12 protein-coding genes are annotated in these 18,063 nt (G+C 56.6%); 4 read left to right on the forward strand and 8 right to left on the reverse strand.

What is annotated here, in order from left to right; translation table 11 throughout:
- Window positions 1-6 precede the first annotated feature (6 nt).
- Window positions 7-786, forward strand: a complete 780-nt coding sequence (locus ACR0NO_RS08585) for an MOSC domain-containing protein (protein WP_170666283.1) — start codon at window positions 7-9, stop codon at window positions 784-786.
- A 495-nt stretch (window positions 787-1,281) separates the two neighbouring features.
- Here the strand turns inward: ACR0NO_RS08585 and ACR0NO_RS08590 are convergent, their stop codons facing one another.
- Window positions 1,282-1,923: a TetR/AcrR family transcriptional regulator gene (locus ACR0NO_RS08590; RefSeq protein ID WP_480723652.1), complete on the reverse strand. Its 642-nt coding sequence runs from the start codon at window positions 1,921-1,923 to the stop codon at window positions 1,282-1,284.
- Between the two features lie 87 nt (window positions 1,924-2,010).
- On the opposite strand from ACR0NO_RS08590, the gene ACR0NO_RS08595 reads away from it, so the two are divergent.
- Window positions 2,011-3,171, forward strand: coding sequence for an efflux RND transporter periplasmic adaptor subunit (locus tag ACR0NO_RS08595; protein ID WP_480723653.1), 1,161 nt, complete (start codon window positions 2,011-2,013; stop codon window positions 3,169-3,171).
- Between the two features lie 12 nt (window positions 3,172-3,183).
- Entirely contained in the window at window positions 3,184-6,327 is a 3,144-nt protein-coding gene (locus ACR0NO_RS08600; protein ID WP_480723654.1) for an efflux RND transporter permease subunit, read from the forward strand.
- Window positions 6,328-6,993: 666 nt separating this feature from the next.
- On the opposite strand, the gene ACR0NO_RS08605 is transcribed toward ACR0NO_RS08600, so the two are convergent.
- From ACR0NO_RS08605 to ACR0NO_RS08635, 7 genes are read right to left on the reverse strand one after another with little or no spacing between them, the layout of a single operon-like run.
- Window positions 6,994-8,415, reverse strand: coding sequence for an AMP-binding protein (locus tag ACR0NO_RS08605; RefSeq protein WP_480723655.1), 1,422 nt, complete (start codon window positions 8,413-8,415; stop codon window positions 6,994-6,996).
- Window positions 8,408-9,253 carry a hypothetical protein gene (locus tag ACR0NO_RS08610; RefSeq protein ID WP_480723656.1) on the reverse strand — a complete coding sequence of 282 codons (846 nt, stop codon included), beginning with the start codon at window positions 9,251-9,253 and terminating at the stop codon, window positions 8,408-8,410. The genes ACR0NO_RS08605 and ACR0NO_RS08610 overlap by 8 nt, the downstream gene beginning before the upstream one ends.
- Complete coding sequence (locus ACR0NO_RS08615; RefSeq protein WP_480723657.1) at window positions 9,250-10,569, reverse strand: hypothetical protein; 1,320 nt, start codon at window positions 10,567-10,569, stop codon at window positions 9,250-9,252. The genes ACR0NO_RS08610 and ACR0NO_RS08615 overlap by 4 nt, the downstream gene beginning before the upstream one ends.
- Complete coding sequence (locus ACR0NO_RS08620) at window positions 10,566-11,666, reverse strand: BtaA family protein (protein ID WP_480723658.1); 1,101 nt, start codon at window positions 11,664-11,666, stop codon at window positions 10,566-10,568. Before ACR0NO_RS08620 ends, ACR0NO_RS08615 begins: the two co-directional genes overlap by 4 nt.
- A complete protein-coding gene (locus ACR0NO_RS08625; protein ID WP_480723659.1) occupies window positions 11,659-14,115 on the reverse strand; it encodes a PEP/pyruvate-binding domain-containing protein in 2,457 nt (818 codons plus the stop codon). Before ACR0NO_RS08625 ends, ACR0NO_RS08620 begins: the two co-directional genes overlap by 8 nt.
- Complete coding sequence (locus ACR0NO_RS08630) at window positions 14,112-15,023, reverse strand: UbiA family prenyltransferase (protein ID WP_480723660.1); 912 nt, start codon at window positions 15,021-15,023, stop codon at window positions 14,112-14,114. The genes ACR0NO_RS08625 and ACR0NO_RS08630 overlap by 4 nt, the downstream gene beginning before the upstream one ends.
- The gene (locus tag ACR0NO_RS08635; protein WP_480723661.1) at window positions 15,020-16,207 is read right to left on the reverse strand and encodes a hydroxymethylglutaryl-CoA reductase; all 1,188 of its coding nucleotides are present in this window, start codon (window positions 16,205-16,207) and stop codon (window positions 15,020-15,022) included. The genes ACR0NO_RS08630 and ACR0NO_RS08635 overlap by 4 nt, the downstream gene beginning before the upstream one ends.
- A 435-nt stretch (window positions 16,208-16,642) precedes the next feature.
- Here ACR0NO_RS08635 and ACR0NO_RS08640 point away from each other — a divergent pair, with 435 nt between their 5' ends.
- Window positions 16,643-18,061 (forward strand): circularly permuted type 2 ATP-grasp protein, encoded by a 1,419-nt coding sequence (locus tag ACR0NO_RS08640; protein WP_480723662.1) that lies wholly within the window; start codon window positions 16,643-16,645, stop codon window positions 18,059-18,061.
- Window positions 18,062-18,063 lie beyond the last annotated feature (2 nt).

Below are 18,063 nucleotides of genomic sequence, written 5' to 3' on the forward strand. Positions count from 1 at the left end.
AGACGTATGAACATGCTCTCTATCGTCAGATTGAACCGGTACCCAATTAAAGGTTTGAGTGCCGAGCCCATGCAAACCGTAAAGCTGCGAGCAGGAGAGGGGATTCCTGGAGATCGTTTGTTCGGATTCGCGCGCTACAACTCCGGTTTCGATGCGCAGAACCCTCAGCCACTGCCGAAAGATCGCTTTGTTGTTCTGTTGAAAGAGGCCGCACTGGCAGGTGTTAAGACGAATTTTGATATTGAGACCCAAACTCTAAAGATCAAAGCAAGCGGCAAAACACACAGCTTTAATATGCAAGCACCAGAAGATCGGATGAATGCGGCAGGTTTCCTGTCTTCAGAGATCGATTTAAAAGATCCCGAACCGCCAAATTTCGTTTCGTCTGCTCCTCATCGGTTTACAGATGTGTCTGTCGTCTCACCTAAAATGATGAATGCGATATCCGTATTGAATCTGACGTCTGTGGAGAAATTGGGTGAACAACTGAACGCGGAAATCCACCCAACACGCTTCCGGGCGAATATTGAGATAGAAGGCTTACCCCCGTTTTCTGAGCTGGACGCAGTTGGATCAGTTCTTAGATTCGGCGATGTCGAGTTAAAGATACTCTCACGTACGAAAAGGTGTGCAGCCACCGAGGTGAACCCGGATACGGCCGAGCGGGACTTGAAGATACCCTATCTAATTCGGAAGTTGATGGGTCATATGGACATGGGTGTCTATGTTGAGGTGGCTAAAGGCGGAAAGCTGAGCGTGGGCCAAGCAGGGCAAGTGTTAAATTAAACACTACTTCCCCCGCCAAAGTGGCAGTCCCAGGCGATTTGTCCCGCGTTCTTTCAAATGATTTGTGTCTACTCTTTCGCCAGCCGTTTTCTTGCTCGCCTATGGGAGGTTCTGTAATAAGCGTAAAAACCCATGATGTGGGTAGAGAGAAACTCAGGCAATGCAACAAAGCATAGCCGACCTTAGAACTGATCTACAACGTAAGCCGCCAATTGCATTGCGTTTCAAGTGGTGCGTAAATTTGCAGGAAGGTGACAGTTAATATCTGATGTGAATCTCCGGCGTACGGACATTTTTGTAATTGGCGTTGTCGTCCTGAACAGCGACTCCGTGAGCTTGGCATCAGCTGCAAAAGTACCTTGGCGGTAGAACTGACATGCGCTTTCTGTAAGTGTCATTTTCTTGAACCCAAGCAGTAGTATAGGCGTAGGCGATGTACTGATTTTGTTTGTCCGCCATCAATTGTCAGTTGCGTTCGCTTTGGCTTGAGAACGCTTAACTCAGCATTCTTTCCGAAACGTCCTCAAGGAGGGTATGAAGATCAAACTCTTCGCCTTTCTCGGCAAGCCCTTTGTCGTGCAGAATGAAGGACAGCCCGTGCACGAAACTCCACAACAAAAAACCACGACGGCGAACTTCGTCTGTGATTCCCGGCTCGCCCAGACATTTTGCGACCTCAGTCAAAAGAATCCCGAAGCTTTGCTGGCCGCCTTCCTCCAGCCGCGGATCCGCGATGCGGTCTGTGAAGCCGCCAAATTTCAGCCTGAAAATCCCCGGCTCATTTAACGCGAAAGCAATATACTCCATCCCTATGGCAGTGATGCGCTCGGGAGATCCTTCAGGAACGCCTTCCAGCGCGGCAAGCATATTGTCTCTGTGCCGCTCCATTCCCTCAAGGACAGTGGCAACCAGCATTTCTGTCTTGTCTTTGAAGTGCTTGTAAGGTGCCGCGGTTGATACGCCCGCGCGTCTGCAGGCCTCGGATACGGAAAAACTGTCCGGACCTTTTTCTTCGACCAACTGTCGGGTTGCTTCGATCAGTGCAGCGCGGAGATCACCGTGATGATAGGCTTTCTTGCTGACGGAAAGACCCGCCGTTTGACTGCTTGTCTGATGATTTTTTTCGATGCTGCTCATGATCCAACATGTGCCAGATCACGTATCTCTTGTCAAAGTGAGAACTTCTAACATATGTTAGAGACACTAACTTGATGAGGTCCCCAAATGCCGAATCCTGCAAATCCATCTACTGAAGCGACCAAACCGAGCCTATTTGCACGTGTGTTGCGCGGCACTGTGCGTCTGGGAGTGACCGTCAGTTTTATAGCCGTTGCAGCGGCCGCCGTTTACTTTGGCGCTTCCGAGCTCACCCGTAGAGCAGAGGCGGTGCCCGCACCTGATGCCGCCGCTGTGACCCCGGTATCCGTGACGCCGATAACATCCGAGAGCGCTTACACAGTCGACCGTGTGTTCATCGGGCAGGTCGAACCTCAACGTTCGGCAGATATCTCTTTCGAACTGAACGGGACGCTCGATCAAATTCTGGTGGATGAAGGTGACGAGGTTGCCAAGGGTCAACTTCTTGCGACACTGGACATCGCACTGCTGGAGGTCGAACGCGACCGTCTGACAGCATCGCGTGACGCCATTGCAGCCCAGCTTGAATTTGCAAGAAAGACGGTCGAGCGAAACGCGAAACTCATCGAACAAGGCTTTACCAGTCAAGCCCGTTTGGACGAAGCCGTTTCTCAGCAAGATGAATTGTTATCCAGAATTGGTGAGCTGGATGCGGCCTTGCGCGATGTGACCGTTCGGATTGAGAAATCCAGCATCGAGGCCCCATTTGCCGGTCAAATAACCGCGCGACACGTGGACGGCGGTGAAACCCTGCGCTCGGGTGAGCTGGTTCTGGGTATGGTCGAGGTCGTGTCGCCGCAGGTTCGGATCGGTATCCCTCTCGATGTTGATCCGGCGCTGCTAACAGATGTTGAGATCGAAATAGCAGCTCAAAGCTATCAGGCTGAGCTTACAACTTTGCGACCCGATATTGACCCGGTGACCCGAACCCGCACCGCGCTGTTCGATCTGAAGAACGCTCCCGATGTTGCTTTCGGACAAACCGCACGTGTTCATGTGCTCGATCCTGTCCAAAGTGCGGGAACCTGGGTGCCGACAACATCGCTGAAGGAAGGAACGCGCGGGCAATGGACACTGCTGGTTGCCGACGCGCAAAAGACTGTGCGCCTGGCGACGGTCGAAGTGCTGCATGCCGAAGATGACCGCGTCTTTGTGCGCGGCGCGTTTCCGGAAGGCACCGTCCTGATCGATCAGGGGCCGCAGCGAGTCAGCGTTGGTCAGCGCGTCGCCTTCAACACTGTCGAGTAACGGAGCGATCTGATGGAAACCCTTACCTTTCGCCACCCCCGGCTGGTTGCTCTGATCATTTTGGTGCTTGTGTCTGCAGGACTGTCTTCGTTCCTTTCGCTGGGGCGGCAAGAAGACCCAACTATCACCAACCTCTTCGCGACTGTAACGACACAGTTCCCGGGTGCAGACCCAGAACGGGTTGAAGCACTGGTGACCGCAGAAATCGAAGAAGAGCTGCGAAAGATCGCCGAGGTGGATGAGATCAGTTCCGTATCCCGTTCGGGCGTATCTGTCGTTTCGGTAGAATTGCTGGAAACGCTAGACGAAGCCACCATTGAGCAGGTTTGGGCCGAGGCTCGGGATGCCGTCGAAGATGCGCGCCAGAACTTCCCGGCAGGAGTTTTGCCGCCAGAGTTTGATGCCGAGGGTATTGCTGCCTATTCCGCGGTCATTGCAGTTGCGGCCGAGGACCCCGACTTTCCGTTAACCTTGCTGTCTCGTCATGCTGAAGCACTGGGTGACAGATTGCGTGCGATACCTGCGACACGAGCCGTCGACTATTTCGGTCAGCCGGAAGAAGAGGTGCTCGTAAGTGTCGATATGGACAAGGCCGCTGCGATTGGGCTTGGCGCTGCCGAGATTTCCCAGCGGATCGCCGAAGCAGATGGAAAGGTTCAGTCTGGGCGGCTGCAATCTGATGTCGACCTGACCATAGGCGTCAGCGGAGAAATTGAGAGTTTGGATCGCGTTCGAAGCATCGTCCTGCGTGAAAACGCTGACGGTGCCGTGGTGCAGCTCGGAGATATCGCCAGCGTAGACCGGGGCGCACGCGAACCGCAGTCCTCAATCGCGTTTGCCAACGGAAAGCCCTCCGTTTTGGTGGGGATTCTGGCGCAGGACGGCGTGCAGATCGACCGCTGGACAGGCTTTCTACGGGATGAGCTTGAGGCCGGCGCCGCAGCGGTACCTTTGGGCATGCAGGAAATACTGCTGTTTGATCAAAGCCAGTACACAACGGATCGTTTGTCCGAGGTTGGGATCAACATGACCATTGGTGTGGCGCTAGTTGTGGCAGTCTTATTTGTCACTTTGGGGGTTCGGGCGGCCGCGATTGTGGCTTTGGTATTACCGGTTGTTTCATTGGCAACTCTGGCGACGATGAACATGATTGGATTGCCAATTCACCAGATGTCCGTGACGGGCCTGATTGTTGCCCTCGGTCTGCTCGTTGACGCAGCCATCGTGATGACGGATGAAATTCGTCGTCGTTTGCAGGATGGGATGGAGAGACTTTCAGCCGTGCGAGATGCTGTTCGCCGGTTGGCTGCGCCTCTGCTGGCGTCGACTGTAACAACGGCGCTCGCCTTCACGCCGATGATCTTGCTGCCTGGCCCCGCCGGCGACTTTGTTGGTGCTATCGCTATCGCCGTGGTGCTTATGCTTGTCTGGTCACTAGTTGTCGCTTTGACGGTGACCCCCGCGATTGCGGGCTGGGTACTGTCCGACCGCCCCGACGCAGGAATGCTGAGCCGCGGTATCAGCATCCCGCCGCTTGCCCGAATGTTCGAGGCCTCAATTCGATTGTCAGTCACTAATCCGGTGCGATCCATCGCGTTGGCACTGGTCTTGCCCGTGCTTGGCTTTGCGGCCTTTCCAACGCTGACCGCGCAATTCTTCCCGGGCGTCGACCGCAACCAATTCTATATCGAGGTCGACATGCCGGGTGGAACATCAATTGCCACCACCGAAGCAACCGCCCGCCAGATCGATGAGATGCTGCTGGCAGATGATGGGGTCAAAAGTGTCTACTGGACAGTCGGAGAATCCGGCCCTGCATTCTACTACAACATCGTTGGCAACCGTTCACGCGAGCCCGGTTTTGCACAGGCCATGATCACGACCGACACGGCCGACGACGCAGCCCGCCTTGTCGGAGCCCTGCAGGGTCGTTTGGATACCGGCTTTCCTGACGCGCAGATCATCATTCGTAGTCTCGTGCAGGGCCCTCCGGTCGACGCACCAGTTGAAGTAAAAATTCAGGGCCAGGACATCACGGTTTTGCGCGATCTGGGCGACGAGGTGCGTTCAGTTATGGCCAATCTCGACCTGGTGACGCAGGCGCGCGCCAGCGTGAACGGCGGCAATCCTCAAATCCGGTTCGAGATTGATGAGGTCAAAGCCCGTCTGCTGGGATTGGACGTGGCCGACATAGCCGATCAGTTGGACACGGCACTTGTTGGCGTCACCGGAGGATCACTGATCGAAGGGACTGAACAGTTGCCGGTGCGAGTTCGTCTTGGTGACGAGGTGCGATCAGACCTAAGCGCCATTGTCAGTATGCCCATCCTGCTGCCCAATGCCGCCGCCATATCCGCCACTAGTGTTTTCCCTGCTGTGCCGCTGTCTGAACTGGCCACACCGGTGATCGAACCAGCGGAGAGCGTTATAACCCGAACGGATGGCGTGCGCGAAAACACCATACAGGCGTTTATCGTCCCCGGTGTTTTACCCGAAGAGGCATTGCAGGACGTACTGGAGGCGCTTGATGCGTCCGGATTTGTGTTACCACAAGGCTATTCTATGTCCTTGGGCGGTGACAGTGATGCCCGATCCAATACTGTAGGCAATCTGCTTGCCTCTGTTGGTTTGATTGTCACACTCTCCATCGCGACCATCGTTCTGACCTTCAACTCGTTCCGACTGACGCTCGTGACCTTGGTCGTGTGCGTATTGTCTGCAGGGCTTTCCATGCTATCGCTGGCCGTTATGCAATTCCCGTTCGGAATAACGGCGATCATCGGAGTTATCGGCTCGATTGGAGTTTCGATCAACGCGGCGATCATAATTCTGACTGGGTTGCAACAAGACGTTGACGCAAGCCAAGGCGATCGAGCAGCCATGGCGCGTGTTGTGACCGGTTCAAGTCGGCATATCATCTCGACAACGGTCACGACCTTTGGTGGGTTCCTACCCCTGATCATAGGCGGTGGAGCATTTTGGCCGCCATTCGCCGTGGCCATCGCCGGAGGGGTACTGTTGTCGACTGTTGTATCCTTCTATTTCACCCCGCCCGTGTTCGCGTTGATGTATCGTGGATCATTCAACAAACGACGTTTGGCCAATCACCCTCATTCCCAGCCCCACGAAGCCGTCGTCGCGCTTGTGGCGGAATGAGGATCTAGACCACTTCTTAAGAAGAATTATCATGCTTCAAAGCCGTTATTGTGTGAAGTAGGAAAAGGGCTGCTATCGGCCCTTAGTTGGCTTTTGCAAAATCTGCTTTTGCGCTAAGCTGCCGTACTTGGCTATCCCAGCAATAGCCGTCTTGCGCTCACGGCGGCCGTTCTCTGCAAGTACGGTGAACGCCTGATGCAAGACAGAACCAAGTGAAATTGTGTTGGAGACACAGGCCGTTTGACCACTCAACCAGAGATCCTGTCAACTATAACCGGCCTAAGCGATCTTCACGGTTCGATATGACGCCAACAAAAACCCAATGGTTGTAAATCTCGCAATTCGAGTCGCATATCAACCTTGGCGACCTTGTAGAGCATAAAGCTATTCGGTTGGCGGAATTTGTGTACTTTTCCCGACAAAAGCTCGGACTGCTAGAACAGATCGGTCGCCGACACCAACCTGCCTCAAGTTGGCTTGTTCAGCTCATCTGCAAGGGTTGGCAAATGTTTGTGGACGCTTCAATTCGCGCTTGTTCGATGGTAGCTCTTTGCCCATCGGACGGCTTGTCGCCTGTTTGTTTTGTATGTGGTTGATGGGTATTTCAACCGTTCGCAAGAAGGGTTGAAAGGTGAAGCACGCAGGGATTGTTGAGCCGTATCGTCCCTAAGTTGTCAGGCTGCTTTCCAGTTTCGCGCGATCGACTTTGGAGGCATGGCGCTTGTCCATAGGGATGCTCTCAATCGAAACCACATTGGGAACGCCAAACCCAAGCGCAGAACGCTTCCAATCCTCGAGGTACTTTTGTGTTCCTTGGACGCAGAGTGTGGGGCCTACTTTCGTTGTGACAAAAGCGCATCGATCCACGCCCTGCCATTGCTGTGCAGCGACTTCGATCGCAAAGGGGAAAAGCGTACCTGACGCGACTTCAATTTCGGATCCGATACGCCCCCAAAGCCACAAACGTCCGTCATCATCCAGCGTGCCCGCGTCACCAGTCCGGTGCCAAACAATGTCACCTTCCTGGACTTTGTTTTGCCGTGAGTGATTTGGGTCCAAATACCCTTCATTCACATGTGCGCCGGCGACCTGAATCTCGTTGTCGCGAATGCGGAGCGTGATATCAGGGACCGGATAGCCCACGAGCAGCCCCCTTCCAGAAGCCATGTCGCGGTAATCCTCCTCCGAGATGTCGAGGGCATTGAGATGCGCGATTGGTTCAGCTTCGGTCGAGCCGTAGACGCACACAACCGACAGCCTGTGCCGGCTTCTCAATGTCTCCACCAGGTTTGGAAACACCGGGCCACCGCCGGTGAATACCGTGTGCAACGGCCCAGTGTCCTCGGATCGAACCAGCTTTTCGCACAGCGATGGCGGGATCAGGACCCGGGTGACGTTCTGCGCCTGAATCCACCGTTCCAATTGCGTGGATGATAGGCGGTCCAGTTTGCTGAGCTTCCAATTGGGTAAAACACTTGTGCGCCCAGCCGCCAGATTGATCAGGGTGAACACTGGAAAGGCGACCAGGTCGCGTTCGGCCTTGTCGCTGTGGAGGAGGGGTGCGATGGCGTCGTGCTGTGCCATCAGAAACGCGTGCGAGCGTGGAATGGCTTTGGGCTTACCAGTCGTGCCGGAGGTGAAGGAGATCAGGGCGATATCATCCGGTTGCACCTTGTGCACTTTCGGGGTGATGTGGCTTTCTCCGGGCGTGAGGACGGGAAGGGTCCAAAGGCTGGGAACCAGAAACTTCAGCAAAGAATACGCGCCCGCCGCGCAGAATGCTTTTGGTTTGGTGGTCCGAATGGCATGGCGCAGACCAGCCAGTCCCATGGCTGGTTCCGGCAAGACAACGGTGGCACCAAGGGACCACAGGGCGGCCAGACTGGCATAGAGGTCCGCGTTGACCGGCATTGCCAACAGCACCCGATCCCCCGGTTGGATGCCTCTGTCTTGCCACCGACCCGCCAATTGCTGAACCCGTTTGTGGAGGGCCTGAAAACTGATCTGGCGCCCTTTGCCGTCCACGATGGCGGTCTGGTTCGGAACCCGCTCAACCGCAGCGGCGAAATGGGACAACAGGTCAGCCATTCAGCTTGCGCCCAAGCAGGGTATAGCGCCGGAAGATCGTTGCGCCTTCGGCAGCGCTGCGGTCCGCCGAGGTGTTGTCATCATGGATCAGCGCATGAATTGCCGTGTCGTATCCCAAGCTGAAGGCCGTCTTGTGAAACCTGTGGGCCAGATGCCGCCCGGCCCCCGGTTCGAGACTGGCGTAGGTCTTGAGGATGGCGGATGTCGGATTGGGGCCTTCGGCATAGTTGGGTATGCCGAACAAAAACCCGGCTAGGGTTCCGTCGTTGCGGCGCGCAAACAGGATCAGGTCGCGCTTCATCATCGGCACGACCGGCATATACATGGCCAGAAAATCGGCCTCAGATATCGGCTTGTAGAACGCGTTGTTTGAAAACGCCCGGGTTGAGAGTTCAAAGACCTGACGAAACAGGGCCTCGGGGTCCGTTCCGTCCCAGGCCTCCACCACGAAGCTGCCGCTATCCGGCAGTGCGGTCGCAGCAGCGGCCTGCAGCGGTACTCGGGCCGAGAAATACCGGCTGATCTCTGCAAACCCCACTGACCGGAAAACCTCGGGCTCATGGGGTTTGTTGCTGGGCTCCATCAGGAACGGAGCAGACCCATCGCTGTCCGAGACGAACCGGTAGCTGTGCCACGTATCGCCCGACATCGGCCCAATAATGCGGTCCAGGCCCGCGTCTTGCACCCGCTCGATCCCTTCGCGCAGAATCTCAGCACCGGCCTCAGGTGTTTTGCAGGAAAAATCACCGAAAGTTGCGGTCGGCGCGCCCTCCCAGTTCGGGCCGTTCAGGTAGACGGTCAGTTTTGCATCTGCTGTTTTGATGGTCTCTTTGGTCATGAAACAACACCTGCACCAAGCGATCCGGCAACGCTCCAAACGTAGTAAAACAAGGGCAGGGCGAGGGCCAACAGCGTGAGTCTAAACACTCTGTCTTTTTCGAACCAGTGTGGTTGGGCCAACGGCACTGCGGCTGTGCAAAGGAGTGACAACAGGGCCAAAGCCGTCAGAGGTTCGGCCCAGTTTGACGGATCGGAATTCTGGGAAACAGCCCAAATCCGAATAAGAAACAGGGCACTCGCGGCAAGCAGTATCGCAACAGCCTTGGAACCCAGCGCCACTGCAATATGCCCCATGGCCAGCCCCATTACACTTAGGCCAAAAAAGGAAATCGCATCCCATCCCGTTGCATGACCCATCGCAAGCCAACCAAACCCCAAAAGACCCAAGGCGGCGATGATATCCAGATCGGGGTACTTGCTGTCACAAGGCGAAGCGGTGCGCGCCCATCCGTGCGCGGCCAGAACCATGATCGGTAGCACCGTATTCTGCAATTTTGCGGCGGCCAGCAGCAAAAAAACCGCAACAACATAAACACGGGTCGCATGTTTGGTCAGGCCCAGCTTGGTTCCCACCACGCCGAAACTGGCAAGAGCAGCAAAGAACAGAGCAGCCAACAGGGCGAGCTCCGCCAAAGAGCTGTGGTAGTGGCCGTTTAGAAAAACAAATAAGCCAAGCGGCAGGAACAGGTTGTCAAACCCGCGCCAACTTTGTGCTTCGACCAATGTGCCAAAACCCGCGACCATAAGGCATAACATCATGATGTTAGATGGCGGGAGTTTTGACATGAACAAGAAGCAAATGATCGCAACCAGCAGCGTTACGACAAAAAACACGACTGAGCCTTCCAAGCTCTTGTCGCCATCCTCCACCACGTAGCGTTTGGTTCCATAGGTGGTCCCGGCCAGCGCAGCGGCGGCATCCGCCAGTGTCAAAACGGCGATTGGCAGGATATAGAACAGTGTGTTTTCCCCAGCCAGCAAGAAGCAAAGCCCAACCGACAAGGCGAGTAGAAAGTCACCGTAGGACGTACGCTCTACCCCATGCAGAGTCGCACCCAGACCCGAAGAGAAACGGGGGAGGCGGAGCACCAGCATCACCAGTATTGTGGCTGCAATCAGCATGTAAACCGGCCAACGATCGGGAAAGAGCCAAGGTAAAAGCAGTGCAAAGAGGCCGGTACTGACATGCATCAGTTTGCGCTGTACTTCGGAACTCAACCCGGCGGTTTTGGCCAGATGCCGTATGACCATCATGACGCCGATCAATGCGACCACGGAGCCCGCCGCCAACAGGATCTGCCCAAGAACAGTCACGGCTGAACCTCTTCGACGACGAAATCTGAATAGAAAAACGCCATGTCGCGGGCTTTCTGCTGGGTTTCGATGTCAGTCAGGGTTTTGGCACGGTTTAAGTATTCCGGCGGAACCCGACGGGGCGCCATCATGTTCCAATAGACCAATCGGGCGTTTGGCTCGGCCGCAGTCAGGATAGAGCCGTAGACCTGCGGGAAGGTCTCGGGGGACATGTATTCAAAGATGTCGGACAGGTTGAAACCGCTTGCTTTCTCACCAGTCGATACAAAAGCCTCGAGCGATCCGAGGCGGATGTCCAGGCGATCCAACCGGGATCGGATCGTCTCATAGTGTTCGGGCCGCCAGGCCATCGGCAGCGCGTCGCCATGATCGCCTTTGAGAATCCAGTGCAAATAAGGGTTTTGCGAGGGATCAGTTGTGACCCCTGCATGACGGATACGGCGGGCGACATGTTGGGCGGGGCTACCTTCGACATGGTCGAAGAACGCACTGTCCCGACCCATGCGCCCCATGACGAAACGCGAGAAGAAGAGGTTCAGCAACAGCCGCCATCGAACCGTGTTGAACCGCGTGTCAAAAAATGTCTGGCGCTCTGTCGGCGAGCGGGGGGTGAACACTGCGTCGATGGTTCTGCGAGAATGCACAAGCGGCAACAGCCAGGTTCGAAAGATGCGGAAATAGCGCTCGAACTTGCCGACGCCGCCGATACCATGTTTTTCAACCTCCGGGGCCAGCGCCTTCCAGAAGGCGCGCGTCTCAGCATCGGCGGCCTCTAAAACCCGGTTCAGCAGGGCACCCCGTCGCGTACTTGCGCGTGAACCTGTGAGTTCGATGAATTCGGGATGGGTCAGCACCTGATAGGCCGCGATCCGAAGCTTGAGGCAGGCGATCTGAGCTGGCGACAGGTCCAGAACCACGACACGCGCAGGATCGAGTGTCAGCATCGCCAGCGCATTGTCCCCGGCTGAGCAGATGGACACCAAGGTCTTGCCCGCGCACTCACCCAAGGCTGAGGTGAGGACATCTGCGTCCTCCCACAGTTGGGCATAGCGGATATGGTCGAAATCCGCTTTTGTCTCGATCTCGCTGCTACCCATCGCACCGCTCCACTGCGCCGCTTGCCCCGTCTACACGGATCATCTCGCCATCTTCGATCCAGTGCGTGGCGCCTTTCAGGCCGACAACGCAAGGGATGCCCAACTCGCGCGCGACAATGGCCGAATGTGACAACAGCGACCCTCGTTCAACGACGATGGCGGAGGCGTTCGAGAACACGGCAATCCAGCCCGGGTCGGTGTGGCGGGCGACCAGAATGTCTCCGGGGTTCAGGGCTTCGTTGCGCGGGTCACGGATCACACGCGCGCGCGCTTTGATCTGTCCTGCGGAACAACCCGTGCCGTGTTTCACTCGTGCCGTATCTGCCTCGGCTTCCACATCTTCTGACCAGATCGGTGCGATAGCGGGACCACGGATTTCGATACGTTCGGGCGGGTCGGGGCGTCGGGAGGAGGCGTCATCCTCGCGTTTGCGCCGCGCAACGATGCCCTTCAGGTCAGGTGACAGGCTAAAGCCCTCAACCGCTCCGAGGACTTCATGTGTTGTCAGGAAGAATATATGCTTGGGTGAGGACAGCAGGTCGCGGGCGGCGAATTCCCGACCGATGCCTAAAAACACACGCCGGGCGTAGCCAAAAATACGCGTGCGCTCAAAGCGCAGGTTTTCCCGGTCGCGGACGCGCGCTTTGGTCCAGACCAAAATCCATTTGGCCAAATGCCGTTTTAGGGGATTTGACGGAAACAGCGCCTGCCAGTCCGGCTCAACACCTTCCTGACGCAAGGACGGCGGACGTTCTGCGCTCGCTGCGATCGCCAGCAACAGGCTGGTCGGGTCGTCGCGCAGCGGAACGCTTTCCAGTTTGAGTTCCTCCGTACACCGGTCGCCGAACTTCTCAAGATAGGCATCAACCTCAGCTACGATCTGGGGGTGTCCGGACAAAACCGACAGATGCGCACTGGCCTTTAACGGCTCGGCAAGACCTGCCTGCCGGACCAGCTCTCCCATCCGGGCAATGCGTTGCGCGGGCTCCGCTGAAACGATATCGCCTTGCCCAATCATGAGGTCATTGTGCAGGGTCAACCCGTCCTCGCCCAGCCACTTTTGCAGTAGGTTGCGTGAGCCACCAAAGGCAATCATACATAGGAAATCGTTGATCAGCGGCGCATCCCACCGATCCAGCAGCGTGCTTTCAATGAGACGATACTCAGCGGCAAGTTCGGTCGCATTCGAGGCATCCACATCCAGCCCCGCCCGCAGGATGTCGTTCAACCTGCGATAAAAATCACGCCGGGTCCGTGGCAGTCGGATGGCTTGCCAGATCAGACCGCCCGCAACTTTTGACAGTTTCGCGTATTCCACAAGCTTGCGCCAGCCGGTGGTGGGCGGCGGGGCAAGAGCATCCGTAACCTCACGTGGCATCGGTTCAGAAACGCCCATCATCGTTTCCATGTAGTCGCGGTTCAACGAAAACCCGGGCAGCAGCGCCAGCGCGCGATACCAGTTGATCAGATTGTAATAGGCGCGCCCGTCCACCCGGCCCAGCAAATTGTCAAACACGGTTGGGTTCCGGGCAATCGTGTGCCGGGACACGCCCAATAGCCTGACGAAAGCGCGATAGACCTGAGAATACACATGCAGAGCAAAGGAATAAGTCAGCGGGCTGACGATCCCTGGATAGCTTTCGACGATATTGGAATTGTCGAAAATGGTCAGGGTCTGATCTGCAAGCGGCGCTGGGCGCAGGGTCGTGGTGATCGGTCGGGCCTGCAGAATATGCAGCCCTTGCGCATCAATCGCCCATTCGATGTCTTGAGGGGAACCGAACAGCGCCTCGGCCTTCCGGGCGAGGGCAGCAATGGATTGTGCCTCGGGCAGGGTCAAATACGTGGGGGTGCCCGGAGCGCTTTCCGGCACGCCATCCGAGCCGATGATCCAGTCTTCTCCGTCCGCTTCCCCTGACACAAGCTGCTCTGCAAGCCCATCAATGGCCGAGATCACGACCACATTGCGCCGACCACTGACCGGGTCGGCGGAAAAGGCGACACCGGCCGCTTTGGCATCGATCATTCGTTGCACGATGATCGCAGGGGCTTCGGCCTCGCCGCCGGATTTGACCGCCCGATAAGTCTCAATCGTGGCTGAGAAACCGGATCGCCAGACCTGCTTGGCCGCTGCGATCACGTCCTTGCCGGTAACGTTCAGGACCGTTTCGAACTGTCCTGCATGGCTGTGGTCCACACCATCTTCGGACCTGCCAGAGCTCCGCACCGCGTAAGGTCCGGGTCCGAGTGTTTCAATCGCGGCGGTTACAGCCGATTTAAGGCCCTCTCGCGCGATAGGTCCTGATTGCCCCATGCGAAATGCATCGTTGGTGATGACGAAGAACGCGGGCTGGGAAAACCGGTGTTGCGCCAGATGCGAAAGGGCCGCTGCTTTCCCACCGACAACCGAGACATCGGTGGCACCCGTTTGGGCAATGATGAAACTCATGCAACGGCTCCGATCAGGAAGGGTAGAAAACCAGCCGTAGCATAGCAGAGGAACACCCATAGGCCGGATACGGTGTCCATCCTTTGTTGGGCTCTTGCGGTGGGTGTCTGAGTGTAGCGGAGGGCGGCAAGTCCGCAGGGCACTAGCGCCAACGCACCGATCAGCGCGGTTGACCAGCCGACTCCGGTGGCGCTGCCTGTGCCGACAAGTAGGGCGTAAGACACCAGAACGCAGCCGATCCAGATACGCCCAGCCAGACGCGGCCCCCAAAGGCCGGAATAGGTATCGACCCCGGCGATTTCGTTTTCCGGCGCCCATAGTTTGCGCCCGATCTCAAGGACGCAGCCATTCACAAAAGACAGTGCCAGGAACAGCCAAAGCGAGGGCGCAGCCCCACCTGCTGGCTTCCACTCGAGACCCGTCAGCAACAGGTCAATCAAGGGCATGATTGCCATATGGCTAAGCAGGTACAGAACCGGTCGGGCCTTCAGCCAAACCGGAACGCCGAATTCAACCGTCATTGCTGCGAGCCAGATCCAGACCGCACCCAACAGCCACAAAACGGGAGGGTGCCAGAACCATGCCGCAGCAAGCGCCAATGGGATGGTGAGCAATCCCAGGCTCAGGACTTCGCCTGGTGAGACCAATCCGCGTGGGATCGGCCTGTCCGGCCTGTACCGCCGGTCATCCTCGGCGTCCTTGAACTCATCGCAGACCCGCATCTGGAAGAACAACGCCATGGCCAGCACAAAACCGGCGGCAAAGGCGGGCCACTCGGGCAGGGGGCGGTCGGCCAGACGAGCGGACACGCAGATACTGGCCGAGGAAAACACCAGCAGCAGAGGGACGGTTTTCTTCAGCGGAAAACGCTCGGACTGGTAAATCCAGAATCGGTTCTGAATGCTCATCTGTGGCGGGCCAGGCTTTCATGGGCGCGGGTGAAATGGCCCGCTGCGATCGCGGCGACGATGGAGATTTCGCCGCACAGGCATGTGGCTGCGGCCACCTCGGCCAAAGCCGTGCCACATCCGTTGCCTTTGAGACCAAGTATATTCAGCGCCGCTGTCTGGCTGGGCAAACCGGTCCCGCCACCGACCGAGCCGACAAGGATGTTAGGAAGTGTCACCGAGCAGAACAGATCGTCGCCTCTAGGTTCCATGCGCGTGACGCCCATTGCGCTTTCGGCAACGCAGGCCGCGTCCTGTCCGGTTGCAATATAGAACGCCGCCAGCCCGTTTGCATAATGTGCCTGCGCGCCAAACTGGCCGGACAAGTGTGCCCCCAGATTGGCGACGCGCCCATAGTCCAGCATGGCCTCGACCGTGGTTCCCAGCGTCTTCTCGACAATCTCAGCTGGAAGCGTGACCGAAGCGCTGACCTTCCGCCCGCGCCCCGTCACCAACCCTAAAGCCGAGGCCTTTTTGTCGCCCGAGAAATTACCTTCGACATACCAGTTTTCAATCGCGACAGGGCAGCTATCTGCGACGGCATGGCACAAAGCGTCGGTGGCGATGGTAACCATGTTCTGACCCGCCGCATCCCCTGTGGTATATCGGCAAATCAGGAAAACGACGTTGGTGTCAATGAACGGCTCCAGTGAGACAAGCTTGCCATGACGGGTCGTCGCTTCAGCCGCAGATTGGAGCATGTCGACATTTGTCACCACCCAATCAACGAATTGCCCAGCCTTTAGCAGGCTCTCAAATACAAAGGCTGGTGTACGGAGCACACCTTCGTACAGAACGGCAGTGCTGACACCGCCTGAACGGGTGGCGGCGTAAGCGCCCCGGGCGTAAGACGCGACCAGCGCGGCCTCGGTGGTCGCGAGGGGGACATGGAAATCGCCATTTGCGTTCATCCCGTTTAAGCGCAAGGGGCCAATAACCCCGACAGGCAGCTTAACCGTCCCGATGAAATTCTCGATATTGGCACCGTAGATTTCGGCGTCTTCGATGGTCGCCGGATCCGCGATCTGTGCTTGATCGTCTGCGCTGGCTGTGGGCTTCAATTTGCCCCAAAAGCGTTCGACCATCTCTTTGGTCGGCTTGCGGGAGGGGCGCAGTGTTGAAAACTCCGCGTCGCTCGGCGCCATCTGCTGGGGTATCTGATCGGCGTCAAAACGCGCTTTAATGCGTTGAAGCATTTCCCGAACGTGAAAAGGAATGACCAAAAGTGTGCTCCAATAGACTTTTCGTACATTTGTTGTGCAGCTAAAAACCGATGCAAGGGCAAGGTATCAGCCGCGGGATCGAAATCCAGCCAAATGTTCGCCGATCAAGTGTTTGATCCCAAGGGGTCTCGCATTCGTCGCAGAGCCCGAAGGATAAGTCTGTCAGGGGAAAGCGGGAGCAAGCCTTCTCCTCGATTTGTGCAACAAAGCCGCATGAATTCGAACTAAAAAACCAGCGGTGTTGTTCAAATTGGTGGATGCACCAACTCGCTTGAAAAATAGGCGTTTCTTCCAGAAGTGCTTACCAAAAAGGACCGAATGACTTGAAAACCCCGAATTGATCGTCAAACTTCTCGCATGAGTGAGTATTTTGATGAAATGTTCAACAGCGATGGATCGCTCAGAGGTCCATACGAAGAGATCGGTCGTTGGTTTGATGCGGAAGATGTATCACGGCTAAGAGCTAAGCAGCGCGAGGCTGAGGAAGTCTTCAGGCTGACGGGCATAACCTTTAATGTCTACGGAAAAGCGGAAGCAGAGGAACGGTTGATACCGTTTGATATCGTGCCGCGCGTCATTTCCGCACGAGAGTGGCAGCGGCTGGAACGCGGTATCGAACAAAGGGTGCGGGCAATAAATGCCTTTCTTCACGATATCTACCACCGCCAAGAAATCGTTAGGGCCGGACGTGTACCGGCCGAGATGATCGCCGGGAACGAAGCGTTCCTGCCGCAAATGCTTGGCGTCTCGCCGCCCGGTCAGGTTTATACGCATATCGTCGGTGTTGACCTGGTGCGAACCGGACCAGATGAGTTCTTTGTGCTTGAGGACAACGCGCGCACGCCATCCGGTGTCAGCTATATGCTGGAGAACCGGGAAACGATGCTAAAGATGTTCCCTGAGCTCTTCAGCGCCACAAATGTACGAAACGTTTCCGACTACCCGCGAAATTTGAGGCGATCTCTTGCAGCCTGCGCACCGGCCTGTGCAGGGGGAGAACCCACGGTCGCGGTTTTGACCCCCGGTATCTACAACTCAGCCTATTACGAACACGCGTTTCTTGCGGATCAGATGGCTGTGGAATTGGTCGAAGGGCACGACCTGAGGGTTGTCGACGGCCGCGTTTGTATGCGCACTACTCGCGGCTACAAGCCTATCGACGTACTGTATCGACGGGTCGATGACGATTTCTTAGACCCGCTGAATTTCAACCCTGATAGCGCGCTGGGCGTTCCTGGCATCCTGGATGTCTACCGCGCGGGGGGCATCACTATTGCGAACGCTCCGGGCACAGGTATCGCGGATGATAAGGCAATCTACTCCTACATGCCTGAAATCGTTGAATTCTACACGGGCGAAAAACCCCTGCTTCAAAATGTACCCACCTGGCGTTGCAGCGATCCAGAGTCCCTATCCTATGTGCTGGACAACCTGTCCGACCTCGTGGTCAAGGAAGTACATGGGTCTGGCGGTTACGGTATGTTGATTGGCCCTACGGCCAGCAAGAAAGAGATTTCAGCTTTCCGTGAAAAGCTGAAGAAGAGACCCGGGAACTATATTGCTCAGCCGACTTTGTCGCTTTCGACGGTTCCAATTTTTGCACGCTCGGGGCTCGCACCCAGGCACGTTGATCTGCGCCCCTTTGTTTTGGTGTCCCCAGATGGGGTTAACATCACGCCCGGCGGTTTGACACGCGTGGCGCTGAAGAAAGGATCGCTCGTCGTGAACTCAAGTCAGGGCGGCGGGACCAAAGACACTTGGGTTCTGGAGGACTAACC

It is taken from the genome of Ruegeria sp. CL3, assembly GCF_056536505.1.

Excerpts from the sequence above, each read along its gene's own strand:
- ACR0NO_RS08585 (WP_170666283.1), top strand. The coding sequence starts at position 7 with ATGAACATGCTCTCTATCGTCAGATTGAACCGGTACCCAATTAAAGGT.
- ACR0NO_RS08590 (WP_480723652.1), bottom strand. The coding sequence starts at position 1,923 with ATGAGCAGCATCGAAAAAAATCATCAGACAAGCAGTCAAACGGCGGGT.
- ACR0NO_RS08595 (WP_480723653.1), top strand. The coding sequence starts at position 2,011 with ATGCCGAATCCTGCAAATCCATCTACTGAAGCGACCAAACCGAGCCTA.
- ACR0NO_RS08600 (WP_480723654.1), top strand. The coding sequence starts at position 3,184 with ATGGAAACCCTTACCTTTCGCCACCCCCGGCTGGTTGCTCTGATCATT.
- ACR0NO_RS08605 (WP_480723655.1), bottom strand. The coding sequence starts at position 8,415 with ATGGCTGACCTGTTGTCCCATTTCGCCGCTGCGGTTGAGCGGGTTCCG.
- ACR0NO_RS08610 (WP_480723656.1), bottom strand. The coding sequence starts at position 9,253 with ATGACCAAAGAGACCATCAAAACAGCAGATGCAAAACTGACCGTCTAC.
- ACR0NO_RS08620 (WP_480723658.1), bottom strand. The coding sequence starts at position 11,666 with ATGGGTAGCAGCGAGATCGAGACAAAAGCGGATTTCGACCATATCCGC.
- ACR0NO_RS08625 (WP_480723659.1), bottom strand. The coding sequence starts at position 14,115 with ATGAGTTTCATCATTGCCCAAACGGGTGCCACCGATGTCTCGGTTGTC.
- ACR0NO_RS08630 (WP_480723660.1), bottom strand. The coding sequence starts at position 15,023 with ATGAGCATTCAGAACCGATTCTGGATTTACCAGTCCGAGCGTTTTCCG.
- ACR0NO_RS08635 (WP_480723661.1), bottom strand. The coding sequence starts at position 16,207 with ATGGCGCCGAGCGACGCGGAGTTTTCAACACTGCGCCCCTCCCGCAAG.
- ACR0NO_RS08640 (WP_480723662.1), top strand. The coding sequence starts at position 16,643 with ATGAGTGAGTATTTTGATGAAATGTTCAACAGCGATGGATCGCTCAGA.